Origin of the sequence: Amycolatopsis sp. WAC 04197 (genome assembly GCF_003947475.1) — a bacterium.
Lineage (GTDB): Bacteria > Actinomycetota > Actinomycetes > Mycobacteriales > Pseudonocardiaceae > Amycolatopsis > Amycolatopsis japonica.
The window spans coordinates 583,393-602,272 of the sequence record NZ_QHJK01000007.1 but is presented as its reverse complement, the minus strand read 5'-3'; the positions used below and the strand labels follow the sequence as shown (position 1 = coordinate 602,272).

Annotated in this window: 18 protein-coding genes; 13 read left to right on the top strand and 5 right to left on the bottom strand. The window is 68.7% G+C overall.

Annotated elements, in window-relative coordinates:
• Positions 1-292 precede the first annotated feature (292 nt).
• From DMC64_RS42730 to DMC64_RS26615, 5 genes are all read left to right on the top strand, one after another.
• Positions 293-466 (top strand): hypothetical protein, encoded by a 174-nt coding sequence (locus DMC64_RS42730; RefSeq protein WP_158634257.1) that lies wholly within the window; start codon positions 293-295, stop codon positions 464-466.
• Between the two features lie 104 nt (positions 467-570).
• Complete coding sequence (locus DMC64_RS26630; protein WP_125735735.1) at positions 571-3,171, top strand: CHAT domain-containing protein; 2,601 nt, start codon at positions 571-573, stop codon at positions 3,169-3,171.
• 212 nt (positions 3,172-3,383) lie between these two features.
• Positions 3,384-3,899: a lytic polysaccharide monooxygenase auxiliary activity family 9 protein gene (locus DMC64_RS26625; protein WP_016331699.1), complete on the top strand. Its 516-nt coding sequence runs from the start codon at positions 3,384-3,386 to the stop codon at positions 3,897-3,899.
• Positions 3,900-3,976: 77 nt separating this feature from the next.
• On the top strand, positions 3,977-4,918 hold the full coding sequence (locus DMC64_RS26620; protein ID WP_125735734.1) for a DNA polymerase domain-containing protein: 942 nt from the start codon (positions 3,977-3,979) through the stop codon (positions 4,916-4,918).
• Positions 4,919-4,990: 72 nt separating this feature from the next.
• Positions 4,991-6,145, top strand: coding sequence for a 4-hydroxybenzoate 3-monooxygenase (locus DMC64_RS26615; RefSeq protein WP_125735733.1), 1,155 nt, complete (start codon positions 4,991-4,993; stop codon positions 6,143-6,145).
• Between the two features lie 156 nt (positions 6,146-6,301).
• Here DMC64_RS26615 and DMC64_RS26610 read toward each other — a convergent pair whose 3' ends face one another.
• The 3 genes from DMC64_RS26610 to DMC64_RS26600 all read right to left on the bottom strand — a co-directional run bounded on the left by DMC64_RS26610 (position 6,302) and on the right by DMC64_RS26600 (position 8,882).
• A complete protein-coding gene (locus tag DMC64_RS26610; protein ID WP_125735732.1) occupies positions 6,302-6,928 on the bottom strand; it encodes an AAA family ATPase in 627 nt (208 codons plus the stop codon).
• A 55-nt stretch (positions 6,929-6,983) separates the two neighbouring features.
• Positions 6,984-7,649, bottom strand: a complete 666-nt coding sequence (locus DMC64_RS26605; RefSeq protein WP_037346072.1) for a DUF998 domain-containing protein — start codon at positions 7,647-7,649, stop codon at positions 6,984-6,986.
• 81 nt (positions 7,650-7,730) lie between these two features.
• A complete protein-coding gene (locus DMC64_RS26600) occupies positions 7,731-8,882 on the bottom strand; it encodes a beta-ketoacyl synthase N-terminal-like domain-containing protein (protein WP_037346073.1) in 1,152 nt (383 codons plus the stop codon).
• A gap of 134 nt (positions 8,883-9,016) precedes the next feature.
• On the opposite strand from DMC64_RS26600, the gene DMC64_RS26595 reads away from it, so the two are divergent.
• The 3 genes from DMC64_RS26595 to DMC64_RS26585 are packed head-to-tail and all read left to right on the top strand — an operon-like array spanning position 9,017 to position 12,592.
• Positions 9,017-11,617 (top strand): EAL domain-containing protein, encoded by a 2,601-nt coding sequence (locus DMC64_RS26595; RefSeq protein WP_037346076.1) that lies wholly within the window; start codon positions 9,017-9,019, stop codon positions 11,615-11,617.
• A gap of 47 nt (positions 11,618-11,664) precedes the next feature.
• Positions 11,665-12,228 carry a TetR/AcrR family transcriptional regulator gene (locus DMC64_RS26590; RefSeq protein ID WP_199755094.1) on the top strand — a complete coding sequence of 188 codons (564 nt, stop codon included), beginning with the start codon at positions 11,665-11,667 and terminating at the stop codon, positions 12,226-12,228.
• Between the two features lies 1 nt (position 12,229).
• Positions 12,230-12,592 (top strand): tautomerase family protein, encoded by a 363-nt coding sequence (locus DMC64_RS26585; RefSeq protein WP_125735730.1) that lies wholly within the window; start codon positions 12,230-12,232, stop codon positions 12,590-12,592.
• Here the strand turns inward: DMC64_RS26585 and DMC64_RS26580 are convergent, their stop codons facing one another.
• Positions 12,593-13,288 carry a CDP-alcohol phosphatidyltransferase family protein gene (locus tag DMC64_RS26580; RefSeq protein ID WP_125735729.1) on the bottom strand — a complete coding sequence of 232 codons (696 nt, stop codon included), beginning with the start codon at positions 13,286-13,288 and terminating at the stop codon, positions 12,593-12,595.
• Between the two features lie 60 nt (positions 13,289-13,348).
• On the opposite strand from DMC64_RS26580, the gene DMC64_RS26575 reads away from it, so the two are divergent.
• Genes DMC64_RS26575 through ribA form a run of 5 tightly spaced genes read left to right on the top strand, consistent with a single transcriptional unit; the run spans position 13,349 to position 18,217 of the window.
• Complete coding sequence (locus DMC64_RS26575; RefSeq protein ID WP_125735728.1) at positions 13,349-14,329, top strand: zinc-binding alcohol dehydrogenase; 981 nt, start codon at positions 13,349-13,351, stop codon at positions 14,327-14,329.
• A 21-nt stretch (positions 14,330-14,350) separates the two neighbouring features.
• Positions 14,351-14,749, top strand: coding sequence for a 6-carboxytetrahydropterin synthase (locus tag DMC64_RS26570; RefSeq protein ID WP_125735727.1), 399 nt, complete (start codon positions 14,351-14,353; stop codon positions 14,747-14,749).
• Positions 14,746-15,813 carry a glycosyltransferase family 4 protein gene (locus DMC64_RS26565; RefSeq protein WP_125735726.1) on the top strand — a complete coding sequence of 356 codons (1,068 nt, stop codon included), beginning with the start codon at positions 14,746-14,748 and terminating at the stop codon, positions 15,811-15,813. The genes DMC64_RS26570 and DMC64_RS26565 overlap by 4 nt, the downstream gene beginning before the upstream one ends.
• Complete coding sequence (locus DMC64_RS26560) at positions 15,810-16,628, top strand: class I SAM-dependent methyltransferase (protein WP_125735725.1); 819 nt, start codon at positions 15,810-15,812, stop codon at positions 16,626-16,628. The genes DMC64_RS26565 and DMC64_RS26560 overlap by 4 nt, the downstream gene beginning before the upstream one ends.
• A complete protein-coding gene (gene ribA / locus DMC64_RS26555; protein WP_125735724.1) occupies positions 16,625-18,217 on the top strand; it encodes a GTP cyclohydrolase II in 1,593 nt (530 codons plus the stop codon). The genes DMC64_RS26560 and ribA overlap by 4 nt, the downstream gene beginning before the upstream one ends.
• On the opposite strand, the gene DMC64_RS26550 is transcribed toward ribA, so the two are convergent.
• The gene (locus DMC64_RS26550; protein ID WP_370324814.1) at positions 18,173-18,868 is read right to left on the bottom strand and encodes a creatininase family protein; all 696 of its coding nucleotides are present in this window, start codon (positions 18,866-18,868) and stop codon (positions 18,173-18,175) included. The two genes, ribA and DMC64_RS26550, sit on opposite strands and share 45 nt — an antisense overlap.
• Positions 18,869-18,880: the final 12 nt, after the last annotated feature.

Here is an 18,880-nt window from a genome sequence, read left to right as displayed (position 1 = left end):
CTTGTGCCGCAAGAAGTTTTGGATCTTAGGCCGGATGGCCCAGCGAAATGATCTCTTTTGCGCCACTTCGCGGACGCCTGTGCGTCCATTGGGCGGAGATCGTGAGGCTCGCTAATCAAGCGTCCCCCTATTGGGTGCCGCCGATGACTCAGTGTAGGTAAAAACTCCCGATCACTGCTCCGTTGTGGCACTATTGCCCCGTTCGCAGGAAGAGGGCCTGCGAACGGAGGGGGCCGCCGTAATGGGGCTGCCTGGTACGACAGAAAAGATCATCAGGGGAGGAGATCGTCAAATGTCGACGCCTACGGACGTCAAGGACCCCATCGGCGAGGAGGAGCCGGCCGACCCGGCTCAGCCCAAGCCCGAACTGCCGCAGCACGAGCACAGCCCGGACTGCGAGCACTACCGCGACAAGCTGCTGGAATGCACTGGTGGGTGCGCCCAGACTCCGCCGCCTGTTCCCTGAGGCGCGGATTGTGCTGAAGGCTTTTTCCCGCCCGCCGGGTACTTCCCGGCGGGCGGGATTCAATCGGCTACGGACTGTGTTCTCATAGATCAGTGGCTGTCACCATGCTCGATCAACTCGAGGTCATTCGTAAAGCGCGTGGTCTGCATCAAGCCGGGCTCGAAGCGGCTTGTTCCGCACGTCAGCGCGAAGGGATCCGGCTGCTTCGCCGAGGTATGGCGTTGCTCGAATCGATTCACCCCGTGGCGGCGGAACACGGTGACGAGTGGTTGGTCGCCCGGATTCGACTGGCGTCGACCATCGCGACGGTCGGTTCGGAGACCAGTGGCGCGGTATCGGCGGGTCTCGCCGGTCTCGATGCGATCCGCCCGCTTCTCGACGAGGTTTCGGATCCATGGCTGAAGAAGGATCTCAGCGGCCGTGTCGACCACAATTACGCCCTTCTGCTCATGGCGGCCGGGCGCAACGAAGAAAGCATCGCCTTTTTCGACGCTTCGCTCGAACACAAGACGGCCGGATTGGCAGCGGCGACCGACCGGCTGCCGCTGCTCGACGGCTTCCTGAACACGTTGGCCACCCGTGGGCTCGCCTATACCCGGCTGGGTGAAGTCGGCCGGGCCCGGGCAGACCTTTCCGAAGGAATCGAGATCGCGGACTCGAACGGCTTGCGGGTACAGGCCGCCGAGGTGAGGCGGCACCTCGGGATCCTCGAGCAGCGCGTCGGGAACGTTCCGGCGGCGCTGCGCGTCCACGAGGAAAGTGAGCGCATCTATCAGCAGCTGGAGGTTATGACGCCTCCGTTGCTCAAGCAGGAACAGGCCAGGGCCCTGCTCACCGCTGGGCTCGCGGACGAGGCCGGAAGTCATCTCGACGAAATACTTCCGTGGATGCTGGAGCAACGAAGCGTCGCCAGGGATTTGGCCGGGGCGGAGCTGCTCCGGGCCTCGGCGGCCTTGATGAGCGACGATCTCGAACTCGCCCGGTCCTACGCCGCGTCCGCACGCCGCAGGATGCTCCGCTGGGGCTGCCAGACCTGCGTCGCCAACGCGACCATCGTCGGCCTCCGCGCCGACGTGCAGGAAGCCCTGCGCACCAACGAAATCCCGCCCTCCCTGACCTCGCGCGCGTTGCGGGCGGCGAACGGGATGCCGATGCCGCGGCTCGCCGATCAGGCCGCGCTGGCGCGGATGCTGGCCGTCCGGGTCGAGCTGCGGAAGGGGAAACGCAAACGCGCCGCCGAGCTGCTCGCGCGGATTCCGCAGCCGGGGCGGTTGACCTCCGTCGATTATCGGATGCTGCGCAGGCTTTGCCGCGCGGAACTCGCGGTGGCCGAGGGGGACAAGGCCAAGGCGCTGGCGGAGATCCGGGCCGGGCTCACCGAACTCGACCGCGTCCGCGACCGGATGGGCGGTATCGAGCTGGTGTCCGGTACGGCGCTGCACGGCAGGGAGCTGGCGGATCTGGCCGTCAAGATCGTGCTGGAGCGGGCCGACGCGGCCCGGTTGTTCGGCTGGACGGAGCGGACCCGCGCGCAAAGTTACCGGTACGAACCGGTTGTCGCGACCGATCCGGAGCTCGCCGAGCGGGTCGGCGAGGTCCGGGGACTCGATCAGGCGATCCATCAGGCGCAGCACGAGGGGCATCCGACGGCGGCCTTGCGGACGAAGCACGCCGAGCGGTTGCGCGAGGCGCATCGGCTCGGCTGGCATACGGGTCGCTGGGGCAGGCCCCGGCCGGTCGCGCGGCTCGCGGAGGTCGCCGAGGAGCTGGGCGAACGCGCGCTGGTGAGCTTCGCGTCGTCGGGGGACGACCTGGTGGCGATGGTCGTCGTCGACGGCCGATGCGAGCTGGTGCGGCTAGGTTCGGCCGAGCAAGCGGCAGAGTCCGCGCGGATGCTGAACGTCGATCTCGACGCTCTCGCGCCGGATCGGCTGCCGGCGCCCTTGGTCCAGTCGGTGCTCGGTTCGGCGCGGAGACAGGCCGGACGGCTGGAGACCCAGCTGATCCGGCCGCTCGAAGCGCTGCTCGGGGAGCGTGGCCTGATCGTCGTGCCGACCGGCCCGTTGTTCGCCGTCCCGTGGGGAGTGCTGCCGGCGTTGCGGTCGCGGCCGATCGTCGTCGCCCCGTCGGCGACGGCGTGGCTGGGGGCGGTGCGGTCGACGGTGTCCCGCGCGCGGAAGGTCGTTCTCGTCCGGGGCCCCGGACTTGTCGGAACCCGTGGTGAGCTGGACAAACTCGCCGTGCATTACCGGACCGCGCGGACGCTGGCCGGCGCCGAGGCGACCGTGCCCGCCGTTTTGCGCGCGCTGGACGGGGCGAAGCTCGCGCACATCGCCGCGCACGGCGCGCACGAGCCCGAGAACGCCTTGTTCTCCCGGCTGGAATTGGCCGACGGCGCGCTCTTCGCCCACGAGATGGCCGGGCTGGCGCAGCCGCCGACACAGGTCGTCTTCGCGGCGTGCGAACTGGCGCTGAACCGGATCCGGCCAGGGGACGAGGTCCTCGGTTTCGCCAGTGCGTTGCTCGCGAGTGGTTCGCGGACGGTGATCGCGCCGTTGAGCCGAGTCGGTGACGAGGCCGCGGCGGCCGCGATGGACGATTACCACCGCGGTCTCGCGGGAGGGGCCGGACCGGCGACCGCGCTGGCGGACACCATCGCCGTTGATCCGTTCCGGCGACCGTTCGTCTGTTTGGGTGCGGGCTGATCCTCCGGCTTGACAACCCCTGTTCGATCTTCACGACTCCAAGTGCCCGGTTGGTTACTCTTGACCGAGTCGTCTGAACCAATTATGGTCTAGACCACATTCGCCGGCTCGGCGCTTCGGCGGATGTGTCCCCACCTTCATTGGTATTTCGCTCGCTGTGACCCAGGAATCTCGAGTCCGCGGTGGGTGTAGAGATTGGGAAAGGGGTAGGCATGAGCTTCAAACGACGGCTTTTGACCCTGGCGGCCGGTGCGGCGATGGTGCCGGCGGCCCTGGTCGCGATCCCGGCGGGCACCGCCAGCGCGCACGGCTACGTTTCCTCGCCCGCGAGCAGGCAGGCGCAATGCGCGCAGAACACCGTTTCCTGTGGCTCCATCAAATGGGAGCCGCAAAGTGTCGAAGGCCCCAAGGGTCTCATGAGCTGTAACGGCGGTGTCGGCCGTTTCGCGGACCTCAACGATGACAGCAAGGGCTGGAAGGTGCACTCCCTCGGCCGTACCACCACGTTCCGGTGGACGCTGACGGCTCGCCACCGCACCAGCACTTGGGAGTACTTCGTCGACGGTGCCAAGGTCGCCAGCTTCAACGACGGTGGCGCGCAGCCGGGTGCCACGGTCACCCACAGCGTGAACCTGCAGCAGAGCGGGCGGCACAAGATCCTCGCCCGCTGGAACGTCTACGACACGGCGAACGCGTTCTACGCCTGCATCGACGCCAACATCAGCTAGGTAGTGGCGCTCGTGAGCGGTAATGACGGTTAGAACCGTCATTACCGCTCACGAGGCTTTTGTGTCAGGCTCGTCCCATGTGCGAACGGGACGGCGTCAAGCTGACCAATCTCGACCAGCCCTTGTTCGAGGGCGCGACCAAACGCGACCTGGTGGATTATCTGGACGCCGTCGCGGACCGCCTCGTCCCGGTGCTGGCGAACAGGCCGCTTTCGGTGATCCGGATCCTGCGCGGCCAAGACCCGTTCATGCAGAAGAACCTGCCCAAGTACACGCCCGACTGGGTGAAGCGGTACGGGATGTGGGCGGAGACATCGAAGCGGCAGGTGTCGTACGCGCTCTGCGACGACCGCCGCACGCTGCTGTGGTTCGCGAACCAGCGCGCCGTCGAGTACCACCCGACGCTGATGACCGCGGACGTCGACGCGGGGCCCACTCATCTCGTGCTCGATCTGGATCCGCCCGCCGGTGACGATTTCGCGCATGTCGTGAAGGCCGCCGTGCTGGTGCGCCAGGCGCTCGCCGAATCCGGGCTCGTCGGGACGGTGAAGACCAGCGGTTCCAAGGGAGTGCACATCTTCGTCCCGCTGGTGCCGGGACAAGGCTTCGAAGACGTCTTCGCCGCGACCCGCGCGCTCGCAGCCTGCGCGGAGCGGCTCGATCCGTCGATCGCGACGACCGCGTACATCGTGGAAGACCGTGAGGGCAAGGTGTACCTCGATTCGACGCGGGCGGGCGGCAACACGGTCGCGGCGGCGTACAGCCCGCGCCTGCGGCCGGGGCTGCCGGTGTCGTTCCCGGTGGCCTGGGACGACCTCGAGAACGTGGTCCCCGCCGATTTCACCGTGCACACGGCGCTCGATCTCCTCGGCGGCAAGGACCCCTGGGCCGAGTCGATGCCGGAACCGCAGACCTTGCCCGCCGACCTCGTCGAGGAGGGGCACACGATCCCGATCGCCCGGGTGGTGGCGATGCACGAGGGGAAACGCCGGGCGCGGGCGCGCGACCGGAAGGACTGAACGCCCACGGCGTCACGGTGTTTTGTGTACCTTGGACCGCGCTGGGGGCGGGCGAAGGTACTGGGGGCTTTCGTGGGAAAGATCGATGCCGACGTGGTGATCGTGGGGGCCGGTCCGGCGGGGCTCGTGCTGGGGAACCTGTTGCGGGCGGCCGGGATCGACTGCCTGATCCTCGAACGGCAAAGCCGTGAGCATGTCGAAAACCGGGCGAGGGCGGGTTTCCTCGCCGCGAACAGCGTCCGCGTGCTCACCGAGAACGGGCTCGCCGCCGGGCTGATGGAGAAGGGCGCGAGGCACGACACCTGCGCCTTTCGCAATGAACAGGCCGAATTCGAGCTCAAGTACGGCGAACTGGGGAACGGTGAGGTGCACACCGTTTACCCGCAACAGTTCCTGGTCACCGACCTGATCGCCGAATTTCTCGCCCGCGGCGGGGAGATCAGGTTCGGCACCGAGGTCTCGTCGGTGTCGGGCATGGACGCGACGGTCATCGCCGATGATCTTCTGTTGCGCGCCAAGTACATCGCCGGCTGCGACGGCAGACGCGGCGTTTCGCTGAGATCCGTCCCCGCGCGGGTCTTCCGGCGGGACCACGACATCTCGTGGCTCGCGATCCTCGCCGAGGCGCCGCCGAGCATGTCCGCGATCGGCTACGCGATCCACGAACGGGGTTTCGCCGGGCATATGGCGAGGACGCCGACGGTGACGCGCTATTACCTCGAAGTCCCGCGCGGTGAGGATCCGGAAGACTGGGGAGACGACCGGATCTGGGACGAACTGCACGTGCGGATGCGCTCCGATCGCTACGGCGAGCTCAAACGCGGCGCCATCATCGAACGCCGGATCGTGGACATGGCCTCGCGTGTGATGGACACGATCCAGCGGGGGAACCTGTTCCTCGCGGGGGACGCGGCGAGCCTCATCAGTCCCGCCGCCGCGAAGGGGGCGAATCTCGCGCTGATGGAGGCCGAGATCCTCGCGCACGCGTTGATCCAAGCCCATACCGAGAGCGACACGACGGCGCTCGATCGCTATTCCGCCGACTGCCTGCCGCGGATCTGGCGTGCGCAGGAGTTCTCGCTCTGGATGATCAATCTGCTGCACGGCCCGGCGGGATACGACGACGAGGCCGTCTTCCAGCGGGCACTGCGGGACGCGCGGCTGGAGAGCCTGCGGGTTTCCCGTGCGCACCAAGACTTCTTCGCCGAAAACTACGTGGGCATCTGAACCGGACGCCCGTCGTGTCCGTATTCCTCTCAAGAGGGCTCGCAGAGTGGAGCGGAGTGGAAAGGACGAACGACGATGCCGGTACGCATCCGCTGGACGCCGTCGAACCCGCACCCGAACCGTCCCGGCCCCGCGGACGAACCCGAGCCGGAACCGCTAGCCCGCGCGGACTGTGTGTGCGGCGGGGCGCTCGACGCGGAGGAGCCGGACATCGCCTGAGCGCTGTCTCCCCGGCTCCTCCTCGGTGACGAAGCGCAGCGCCCCGGTGACCTCGCGGGTCACCATCCGGGCGCTGTGCCAGCCCGCCGGGACCCAGCCTTCACGCAGGGCGCGGCGGACCTTCTCGGCCCGTTTGACGTGGCGGGCGAACGAATGTCGCCGGATGACCCGCCCGCGCGCGACTTGGCCCGCGCGGGCGTCTTCCGGGGCCACGTCGAGCCACAGCAACCGGACCGGACGGCGGCTCAGCAGGCCGAGCAGGGCCAGCAGGCCGCGGGTCGTGGCCCTGGTCGACGGTTCGTGCACGACGAGCGGGCCGCCGTCCGCCAGCGCGGAGCGGACGACCCGCGCGCGATGCCAGACGTGGACCAGCGGCCGGTAGATCCGGTACGGCAGCGCGGGCGGCAGCCGTTCACGCAGCCGCGCGCGGACCTGGTCGGAATCGAGTACCGGTAGCGCGCCGGTCGCCGCCCGGGACAGCAGGGTGGTCTTGCCCGCCCCGGGAATCCCCGCCACCACCAGCAGGTCGCGACGGCCGAGCCGGAATGCGATGCGATCGGTCATACGGCCTCAACGACCCGGCCGAGGATAAAGGTTCCTTTACCTTGATCGGCACAGGTCAGGCCGTCACGCGCGTTCCCGGCAGCGCGGTCTTGTCCGGCAACAGCGTTCCGCCCTTGGTGAGCCACGCGACACCGAACGCGAGGATCGCCACCGACTCCAGCCACAGCGCCGGGTAGAGGTCCTTCGTCAGGTCGTCGAACACCAGCCCGCAGAGCACGATCAACGCCAGGCACACCAGCATGATCACGCCCGACGCGACGTACAGCCGGTTCCGTTCGGGTTTGCGGGCGCCGGGGATCTCCTTGTCCGACTTGGTGAACAGCACGATGCAGAAGAACGCCAAGGTGAGGAAGAAGACCGCGGCGAAGCCGAGGTGCAGCAGCCCGATGATCTCGTCCGAGCGGTCGCCGTTCGCCGGTGTCGTGGGGAAGAGTGCCACCCCGACGGCGGCCACCGCCGCGATGTTCCCGGCGATGTCGTCGACCCGGCCGTAACCCCGGTACGACAACAGGAAGACGCCGATGGCGCACATGACGCCGACCCAGACGTCACGCATTCCCGAGTAGTAGTAGCCGCTGATCGAATTGAGCAGGCCGCCACCGTCGACGACCATCTTCCCGAAGACCAGTACGAAGGGCAGCCCGATCCCGAGGAAACCTATGGCGCGCCGCAAGAACAGGTAGTTGTGGACGAGATTGTCGGATGCCGTTCGCAGGCCCATGGTCGCCTCCGTGCTCAGAGCTTGTCGCTAGATAATGACAGCTCGTGACGACTCTGGGACCGTGTGTTATCGAATTGCTCGCTAGGGAGTCTCCAGTACGACAGCCGCGACGTACCCGCCCATCCCGATCGACGTCTTGACGGTGAGCCCGCTTTCCGGCCGGGACGGTCCGTCCAGCAGTTGCGGATGCCCGTCCGCCACCGGTTTCGGTGCCGGGACCAGATCCCGCTCGGCCGCGAGGCAGATCGCCGCGATCTCGGTCAGCGCGCTGCCCGACTGGCTGTGCCCGGTCAGCGGTTTGATCGAGTAGATCCCGGTCTCGCGCGGGAAGACCGCTTCGAGGATCTGGGATTCCGTGCGGTGGCAGAGTTTCGTGCCCGTCCCGTGCGCGTTCAGGTAGCGGACGTCCGACGGCGCGGCGGTCGCGTTCTCCAGCGCGCTGGTCACCGCTTCGATCGCGCTCGTCGAATCGGGGTCGAGTGCCATCGCGTTGTGTGCTTCGTGCGTCATCGCGCCGCCTCGAAGCGTCGCGTACGAATCGGTCTTCCGCTGAGTCAGCACGACCGCGACCGCGGCCTCGGAGAAGGTGAAACCCTTTGTGCCCTCTTGGAAAGGCCGGCAGGCTTCGAGCGGGGGCACGTCGGTGATCGCCACCCCGCAGTGCACGAAGTTGCGCACCATCGGCCTGGTGGCGGACAGATCGGTGGTGACCACGACGACGTCGTCGGCCATGTCCGCGTCCAGCCACATCTTCGCGGTGAGCACGGCGGCGCTTCCGGTCGCGCACATGGCGGAGGTGGCCATGGAGGGGCCGTGGAAGCCGAACTCCGACATCAGCGTGGCGATCGGGGTCGAGGGCATCATGCCGATGAATTCGCGCCGGTACATGAGCTGTTCACCGAGTTCGGTGAGCCTGTCCCAGGTGCGCAGGTCTTCGCGGACACCGCCGGAGATGACCCCGACCCGTCGTCCCGGCGTCCAGCCTCGCGAGCCCGCGTCTTCGATCGCCTCCCGTGCCGCGGCGAGCAGGGCGCGCGCGTGCAGGCTGCCGTCCCTCGCTTTGCCGCCCTCGGGGATGTGCGCGACCCAGCCGGGCAGATCCGGGGTCTCCCCGAAGCCGTCGGTGAATTGGGCGCAGGGGACGCCGCTCGCCAAGCCCTCCCAGAGTGATTCGCGCCCCCAGCCGTAGGCGGTTACGGCGCCGATGCCGCAGATGTCTGTTTTGCTCCGCACGTGTTTCCTTTCAACTACATTCAGTCAACGCTGGGGTGGAATAGCCGCACCGATCAGCTGTCCGGGGAGGACGGCTACGTCGATTTAGTGATCTAATCGGAAGCTACATCAGTCGAGTAGGGGGTTTGGATCAGATGGATCCTGACGATCTCGACGGTGGGACTCCCGACACCCACCGGCCCTCGGATCAGGATTCCTCGCCAGCGAACGGCACCGCGACCCGCACGGTGGGAAAAACCGACCGGCACGCGTCGCTCGTCCGTCTGCTGACCGAGTTGTCCGCCGAGAGGGATCGGCGCGGTGAACCCGCGCTCGCTTTTCTCGGCCAGGGGTACCGCCTTTTGGAGCAAAATTCCGACAGCGGGACTTTGGGAACGCAATATCTGACGATGGTGGAGGCGAGCCCGTACGGGATCTGTGTCCATCAGCGGGGCAAAGTCGTGTTCGTGAACTCGGCCACCATGCGGTTCGTCGGCGCGAAGGTGTCGACCGAGATCATCGGGATGCACATCACGGATCTGGTCGACGCGGGGTCGCAGGACGCGCTGCTGGCGCGGATCGGTTCGCTGGCCTCGCCCGGCTCGTTCAGCGAACCGACGGAGATGACCCTGAGGACCCTCCAGGGCCGCAGCGTCACCGTCGAATCCCAGGCGGTGCTCACCACCTGGGAGGGCAAGCCCGCGTACCAGGTGATCATGCGCGACCTGACCACGCAGAAGGCGGCCGAGGCCGGCCTGCGGTTCCAGGCGGCGCTGGTCGGCCACGCGAGCGACGCGATCATCGCGACCTCGCCCGACGGGCTGGTGACGAGCTGGAACCCGGCGGCCGAGGCCGTCTACGGGCACGACCTCGACCAGGTCATCGGGGTGCCGGTGGCCGAGGTCGTCGGCGCGCCGATGAGCCCGCGGGAGGTCGTCGCGGCAGGCGGTGTCGTGCAGGCGACGCATTACAGCGCCGACGGCACGGCGCTGGCGGTGCGCGTCTCCGCGGCCGAGATGTTCGACGGCTACGTGCTGCTGTGCGCCGACGAGACCGCGCAGCGCCGGGCCGAGGCCGAATTCGCCACCGTCGTCGAGACACTCGACGAGGGAGTGCTGCTGGTGGGCCCCGGCGGACGGATCGAGCTGGCGAACTCCGCGGCGCACCGGATCGCCGGCGTGCCGCCGGGATCGCTGGTCGGCCTGGAGAGCCGGACGCTGCGGCTGCACGACGAACAGGGTGTCCCGGTGCCCGTCGACGATCTGCCGTCCGCGCGGGTGCGCCGGTCCGGGAAGGTCGAGACCGGGCGGGTCGTGCAGGTGCGGCGGCGTGACGGCGCGCATCGATGGCTTTCGCTGACCTCCGGGCCGCTGATGGCGCCCGGCCAGAGCGTGCCCTCGGTGCTGACGTCCTTCGCCGACATCACCGAACGGCGGGCGATCAGCGAGCGGCTGGCCTACGAGGCCACCCACGACCCGCTGACCAGGCTCGCGAACCGCACGTACGCGCTGAACCACCTGCGCCGGACGATCGCCGACCCGGCGGCCACGACCACCGTGATGTTCATCGACCTCGACAAGTTCAAGATCATCAACGATTCGCTCGGTCATACCGTCGGCGACCAGGTGCTGCGCATCATCGGCGACCGGCTGCGGGCCGCCGCCGGGCCTTCGGACCTGGTCGGACGGCTCGGCGGGGACGAGTTCCTGGTCATCACCACCGGTTATACCGAAGCCGCCGAGGTGCGGGCGCTGGCCGATCATCTCCAGCGGCGGCTCGCCGAATCGCTCACCGTGCACGGCCGAGAACTGCATATCAATACGAGCATCGGAATAGTGATCGCCGAACCGGGCGACCGGCGCACCGCCGACGAATTGCTGGAAGACGCCGATTTGGCGATGTATCAGGCGAAAACCTTCGGCCCCGGTCGTTACGCGTTCTATGCGCCGATCATGCGGAAACGAGTACGAGACCGTTTCGCGCTCGAACAGGATCTGCGGAACGCCGTCGCGGAAGGGCTGGTCGAGACCGTTTATCAGCCCGTCGTCGATTTGCGGACCGGCGACATGGTCGCGGTGAAGGCGAAGTCCTGTTGGGACCATCCCGTTCGCGGGCCGATCGATCCGGCGGAATTGGCCGAACTCGCCGACGACGGCGATCTTTTGACGGTCATCGGGGCGGAGGTTCTCGCCAAGGCCGCCCGCGAGATCGCTCGATGGCGTGCCGATCATGGTGTGCACTGTAATGTGAATGTGAGCCTTTCGGTCCGCCAACTGGGCGATCCCACGTTGCTGCAAGTGGTTCAGACAACGTTGGAGGACGCCGGTCTCGGGCCGCAGGACCTGAGTCTCGATGTCGACGAGACGGCGCTGAAGGACGCGGCCGACGCCGTCGACGCGCTGCGGAAGACCGGGGTGCGGGTGACCGCGGAACGGTTCGGCGCCGGGTATTCCTCGCTCGCGCAGCTGTGCAGGCTCGACCTCAGCGTGATCGAGATCGACCGGTCGTTCGTGGCCGACCTCGGGCGATCGAGCGACGCCGAACCGATCGTCGCCGGGATCATGGCGATGGCGCACGCCGTCGACCTGATGGTCGTCGCGGAAGGGGTCGAGACCGCGCGGCAACTCGAGGTGCTGCACGAACTCGGCTGCGATTGGGCGAAGGGGCCCCTGGTGGCTCCGCCGGGCCGGGTCGAAGACCTGAAGCCCGCGTACGAACACGTGGTGCGGGGCGCAGTTAGTCCTCTAAATGCTTGAAGTACAGGAAGCTTGTCTCTGTACCTACTAGTATGTACGGTCAGGACGTGGACAAGAGGGAAAGGCTCATCGAGAGCACTCGCGAGCTGCTGTGGGAGCGCGGGTACGTCGGCACCAGCCCGAAGGCGATCCAGGAGCGCTCCGGCGCCGGTCAGGGCAGCATGTACCACCACTTCCAGGGCAAGTCCGAACTCGCGCTCGCCGCGATCGGCCGCAGCGCCGAGGATCTGCGTGCCAAGGCGGAGGCCGAGTTCTCCGGGCCCGGTTCGGTCGTCGAGCGCATCACCGTCTACCTGCGCCGCGAGCGCACCGTGCTCAAGGGCTGCCCGGTCGGCAGGCTCGCCCAGGATCCCGACGTGATGGCCGACGCGGAGCTGCGAAAGCCGGTCGAGGAGTACTTCGGCTGGCTCACCGGGCGCCTCGCCGAGTTGCTCGAAGAGGGCCGCGCCGCCGGTGAGCTCGACCAGGCACTCGACCCGCTCACCACGGCGACCGCGCTGGTCGCGGTGCTGCAGGGCGGCTACATCCTCGCCCGCGCCGCCGGCTCCCCGGACGTGTTCGCGAAAGCCGTCGACGGTGCCCTCGGCCTGCTGACCACCAAGGAGAACTGACATGCCCTTCGTCCGCATCGACACCATCGGGACCGAGAAGCTCGAAGCCCTCGGCAACGCCGTCCACGACGCGCTGGTCGAGACGATCGGCATCCCGGCCGACGACCGTTTCCAGGTCCTCAACGGCCAGAACATCCTGAAATACGACGACTACCTGGGGATCCGCCGCGACGAAGGGGTCGTGTTCGTCACGATCACCATGCGGCAGGGGCGGACCGACGAGCAGAAGAAGGCGCTGTACCGGCGGATCGCGGAGCTCGCCGAGGAGTACGCGGGGACCGAGCCGCGGAACGTGCTCGTCACGATCACCGAGAACAACCCCATCGACTGGTCGATCGGGAACGGCGAAGCGCAGTACGCGTGATCACGCGGGCGCGGCGGTGAAGGCGTGCTGCTCCAGCAGCCACCACGTGTCGCGTCCGAACGACCAGGTCAGCAGCGCCAGCGCGCCCAGCGTGACCACGAAACCGGCCCAGAGCGGCAGGATCGTCGAGGCCACCACGACCAGCGCGATGCCCTGGACCGCCGCGACCGTCTTGCGCGCCATGCTCGGCGGAAGCGGCGTGTTCAGCCACGGCCACAGCTTGCCCGCCACGACGAAGACGTAGCGCATCGCGCCGATCGTGAGCACCCACGGGCCCAGCGACTGCGCGACGACCACGCTCAGGATCAGGATCAGATACGCGTCGACCTCCATGTCGAACCGCGCGCCCAGCGGCGACGCCGTCCCGGTGCGGCGGGCGACCTGGCCGTCGACGGCGTCCAGGGCGAGCGCGACCGACGCGATGACGACCATCGCGACGATCTCCCGGCCCGCGGTGTCGACGACGAGCGCGGTCACGCAGCCGACCAGCCCGGACCGGGCGAGCGTCACGGCGTCGGCGGGGCCCAGGGAGCGCGCGGTGCTCCGGTTCAGGCCGTAGGTCAGGAATCCGCCCACGGCGAGGCCGTAGGCCGCTCCGGCGAGCCAGCCCAGCGGGCCCAGCCCGGTGACGGCGTCCAGCGTCCCCAGCAGCGCCAGCTGGACGAGGACCCCCAGGAAAATACCGGGGTTGATCACGAGGCCTCCTCGTTATGGTGGCGGTGACCCCGCTTCCAGGGTCCGACATGAGAGGACACGATGGAACGCGCCTTCTGGTTCAGTGGTTCCGGCGACGGTGAGCTCCGGCCCGTCACGCTCCCTCCGGTCGGCGATGACGAAGTGCTGGTCCGCACCCTGTACACGGGCGTGAGCCGCGGCACCGAGACGCTCGTCTTCCGCGGCGAGGTCCCGCCGAGTCAACGTGCGGCCATGCGCGCGCCGTTCCAGGAAGGCGATTTCCCCGGTCCCGTCAAGTACGGGTACCTCAACGTCGGCGTGGTCGAACGCGGTCCGGAGAACCTCGTCGGGCAGGTCGTCTTCTGCCTGTATCCACATCAGACGCGGTATGTCGTCCCCGCGTCGGCCGTCACGCCGGTACCGAGCGAGGTCCCGCCGGAACGCGCGATCCTCGCGGGCACGATCGAGACCGCGGTCAACGCCGTCTGGGACGCGTCGCCGAAAATCGGCGACCGGATCGCCGTGGTCGGCGCCGGGATGGTCGGCAGCAGCGTCGCGAAACTGCTGGCCGGTTTCCCGGGGGCCAGGGTGCAGCTGATCGACGTCGATCCGGAGCGCGCGAAGGTCGCCGAAGCACTCGGTGTCGACTTCTCGACACCCGAGGACGCCCTGGGCGACTGCGACCTCGTCGTGCACGCCAGCGCGAGCGAAGCGGGGCTCGCCCGTTCGCTGGAGCTGCTCGCGCCGGAAGGCGAGGTCATCGAGCTGAGCTGGTACGGCGACCGGCGGATCAGCGTCCCGCTCGGCGAGAACTTCCACTCCCGGCGGCTGGCGATCCGCAGCAGCCAGGTCGGCATGGTCTCGCCGTCCCGCCGGCTGAACCGGACCTACGCCGACCGCTTGGCGCTCGCTTGGCGTCTTCTCGCCGATCCAGGATTCGAAGTGCTGGTCAGCGGGGAATGTCAGTTCCGTGAACTGCCGGACGTCTTGCCGCGTCTGGCCGCGAATGAACCAGGAACGCTCTGCCTCCGTGTCACCTATCAGATGGAGGACACGCGTTAAGGGTTCGACCCGGGAGGTCCGTTGTTCAGTATCACCGTCCGCGACCACGTCATGGTGGCCCACAGCTTCCGCGGCGAGGTCTTCGGCCCAGCACAGCGACTGCACGGCGCGACCTTCCTGGTGGACGCGACGTTCCGCCGGTCCGAACTGGACGCCGACAACATCGTCGTCGACATCGGCAAGGCGACCGAAGAGCTCAAAGAGGCGCTCGCCGACCTGAACTACCGCAACCTCGACGACGTGCCCGAGTTCGCGGGGATCAACACCTCGACCGAGTTCCTCGCCAAGGTCATCGCGGACCGGCTCGCCGACCGCGTCCACTCGGGAGCGCTCGGTGAAGGGGCGCGCGGTCTCGAAGGGCTCACCGTCTCGCTGCACGAATCCCACGTCGCGTGGGCGAGCTACGAGCGTGCGCTGTGAGCCGCCTCCACGTCGTCCTGCCCAACGACATCGACGACGTGAGCGCGCCCAGTGGTGGCAACGTCTACGACCGCCGGCTGTGTGACGGCCTCGCCGCCGAGGCGGTGGAGGTCCACGAGATCCCCGTGCGCGGGAACTGGCCGCGACCCGACACCGAAGCGCGCAAGGTGCTGGCGCGCAAGCTGGCCGAATTGCCCGACGGCGCCGCGGTGCTGCTCGACGGGCTGGTGGCCTGCGGGGTGCCCGAGGTGATCGCCCCGGCGGCACGGCGGCTGTCGATCGCGGTGCTGGTGCATCTGCCGCTGGCCGACGAAACGGGACTTTCGCCTTCGCTCGCCGCCGAACTGGACCGGCTGGAACGCGAGACGCTGGCCGCGGTCGACGCCGTGGTCGTGACCAGCGAGTGGGCGGCTCGACGGCTGATCGGGCACCACGACCTCGCCGCGCATCGCGTGCACGTGGTACCGCCCGGCGTCGACAAGGCCGAAGTCGCGTCCGGGAGCCCGGACGGGACGCGTCTGGTCTGCGTCGCCAACGTGACGCCGCGCAAAGGACAGGGCCTGCTCGCGGACGCGTTGAAGTCGCTGAAGGATCTCCCGTGGACCTGTGAGTGCGTCGGCGCGATCCGGCGCGAGACCCGCTATGTCGAACGCCTGCGGCGACACTCGCTCGGCGACCGCTTCACCCTCACCGGCCCCCGGTCCGGCGAAGCACTCGAAGCGACGTACGCGGCGGCAGACCTTCTCGTGCTGCCTTCGCGCGCGGAGACGTACGGCATGGTCGTCACCGAGGCGCTCGCGCACGGCATCCCCGTGCTCACGACGGCCGTCGACGCCCTGCCGGACACGCTCGGCCAGGCGTCCGACGGCAGTGTGCCCGGGCTGCTCGTCCCCGGTGAGGACGTGAACGCGCTGGCCGCGGCCCTGCGTCGCTGGCTCACCGAACCCGACCTGCGTGACCGCCTTCGCGCCTCCGCCCGCCTGCGCCGCGAGACGCTGACCGGCTGGGACGAGACGGCCCGTGGCGTCGCCGCCGTACTGCTGAACGAACGGACGGCGGCATGACGAAGTACGCCCCCAGCTGGCTCCAGCTGCGTGAGGACGCCGACGCCGCCGCTCGCGCGACCGAGCTGATCGAGCCGGTGCGGTCCTTCTTGCAGGAGCAGGACGAGGTCGTCATCCGGGATCTCGGCTGCGGCACCGGTTCGCTCGGTCGCTGGCTGGCCAGGCGGCTGCCGGGACGCCAGCGCTGGATCCTGCATGACCGCGACCCGGACCTGCTCACCCACGCGCTGGCGCGCACCAGCCGTCCGGATCACGCTTTGGACGGAAGCGAAGTCACCGTCGTCACCGAGCAGCGTGACATCACCGAATTACGCGCGGAGGACCTCACCGGAACCTCGCTCGTGGCGGCGTCGGCGCTGCTCGACCTGCTCACCGCCGAGGAGATGTCCCGGCTGGCGGAGGCGTGCGTCGAAGCGCGCTGCGCGGTCCTGTTCACGCTGAGCGTTTCGGGCCGGGTCGTGCTTTCGCCCAAGGACAAGTTCGACATCGAGATCTCCGACGCCTTCAACGCGCATCAGCGCCGGGTGACCGGCGGCCGGTGGCTGCTCGGACCGGACGCGGTGGACGTCGCCTTCGGGGTCTTCGAACGCCTCGGCGCCACCGTGCGGCGCGCGCCGAGCCCGTGGCGGCTCGGGGCGGATCAGGCCGCGCTGACCGCGGAATGGCTCACCGGCTGGGTCGGCGCCGCTTGCGAACAGCGGCCGGAACTCGCGGCGGACGGCGACTCCTACCTGCGATGGCGACTCGCGCAGTGCGCGGCAGGCGAGCTGAACGCGGTGATCCAGCACGAAGATCTCCTGGTGGTGCCCGCGTGAAACGGCTCTGGCCCTGGCTTCGGATCGTCGGCGCGTTCGCGATCCTCGGTGCGCTCGTCTGGCAACTGGGTACCGGCGCTTTCCTCGAAGGTCTGCGCGAGGTCGACGCGGGCGGGATCGCCGCCGCGCTCGGGATCGGTTTCGCCACCACGGTTTTCAGCGCCTCGCGCTGGCGCCTGATCGCCCGGCGGCTCAGTCTCGAGCTCTCGTTGGGGACTGCCATCGGCGAGTACTACCGCGCGTTGTTCCTCAACGGTGTGCTGCCGGCGGGCGTCCTCGGCGACGTCGACCGCGCCGTGCAGCACGGACGCGAAGCCGGTGACTTGCCGCGCGGCGTCCGCGCGGTGGTGCTGGAGCGCACGGCCGGGCAGATCGTGGTGATCGGCGCTTCGGTCGTCGTCGTGCTCAGCGTGCCTTCCGTGGTGCCGCCGCCCATCGACCACGTGGTGACGGCCGCCGGGATCGCCGTGGTCGGGCTCGCGCTCGCGGCCGTCGTCACCGGGATGACGGCCGGGCGGCGATGGATCCACAGTGGATCGAAATGGCGCCGCGGGTTCGCCGTGTCCCTCGCCGACGTCCGGCTCGGCCTGCTGACCAAGGAAACCTGGCCGGGGGTGGGCCTGCTCTCGGTCGCCACCCTCGCCGGGCACCTCGCCCTGTTCGTCGTCGCCGCGCGCGCGGCGGGCGTCACCGCGCCGGTCGGCGACCTGCTGCCGCTGATGATCCTCGCCCTGCTCGCGATGGGGCTGCCGCTGAACATCGGCGGATGGGGCCCGCGCGAAGGCGTTTGCGCGCTGCTGTTCGGCGCCGCGGGCCTCGGCTCGGCGCAGGGCGTCACCGTGGCCGTCGTCTACGGCGTGCTCGCGCTCGTCTCCAGCCTTCCCGGTGCGGGCGTCCTGCTCGCGCGTTCTGTCAAGAGTCACCGAACAGACAGGAGAAGCCCGATGACCGTCGAGAGGGTCGTTGAGACCAGACTGCCCACCCGGTACGGCGTTTTCCGCGCGTACGGCTACCTGGACGCCGACGGCACCGAACAGATGGCGCTGGTGCACGGCGACATCGCGACCTCCGGCACGCTGGCACGGGTCCATTCGGAATGCCTCACCGGCGACGTGTTCAGCTCGATGCACTGCGAATGCGGCGACCAGCTGGCCGCCGCGCTGCGGGCGATCGTCGACGAAGGCGCCGGAATCCTCGTGTACGCCCAGGGCCACGAAGGACGCGGAATCGGCCTGCTCGCGAAGCTGAAGGCGATGCGACTACAGGACGAAGGGCTCGACACCGTCGAGGCGAACATCGCGCTCGGGCTGCCGGTGGACGCCCGCGATTACCGCGCCGCGGCGGAGATCCTGAACGATCTCGGCGTGCGGTCGGTGCGGCTGCTGTCCAACAACCCGGCGAAGGTCGACCAGCTGGAACGGCACGGTGTGCGGATCAGCGAGCGGGTGCCGCTGCTGGTCACGCCGAACGACGAGAACCTGCGGTACCTGCGGACCAAACAGGAACGGATGCACCATTTCCTGCCGCATCTGGACCTGATCGAGTCAGCCGAGCACGGCCAAGGTGTCCCCGAAGCTCTCCACCAGTGACGCCAGCACCAACCGTCCTTTCTCCGCCGTCGCCAGCGAAGGCCGCCCGACCACACCGGATTCCGCGTACGGGCGCAGACCCACCGTCAGCAGGTGCCGCCTGTCGTCGGCGAGGTGATCCGCCTCGGTGAACCGGGGCCGGACCAGCGACGGGTGCGCGTGCAGCAACAGGGAGGTCTCCAGCTCGCCGGCGTGCATGTCGCTGTCCAGCGACGTCTCCAGCCCGGCCGCGTCGTGCGCCGCCTGCCAGCCTTCGACACCGGGGAAGAGCGCCATTGGCGACGTCGACTCCTGGACCACGTTGGACAGGACGTAGTTGCCGCCGTGCGCGTTCACCAGCACCAGTTTCGGGACACCGGACCGGCGCAGCGAGGCGGCGACGTCGTTCACCACGGCGTACAGCGTCGCGGCGGAGATGCTGACCGTGCCCGCCCAATCGGCGTGTTCGTGGGAGCAGCCGATCGTGATCGGCGGGAGCCGCAGCACCGGATACGCCGCGGCGAGGGCGTCGGCGATCGTCGTCGCGATCACCGCGTCGGTGGCGAGCGGGAGGTGCGCTCCGTGCTGTTCGAAACTGCCGACGGGCAGCACCGCGACCTCGGCGCCGCGGGCGCTTTCGTCGGCCGTCGTGGCCGTCGGGAACAGGTTCACGCGGGCTACGGT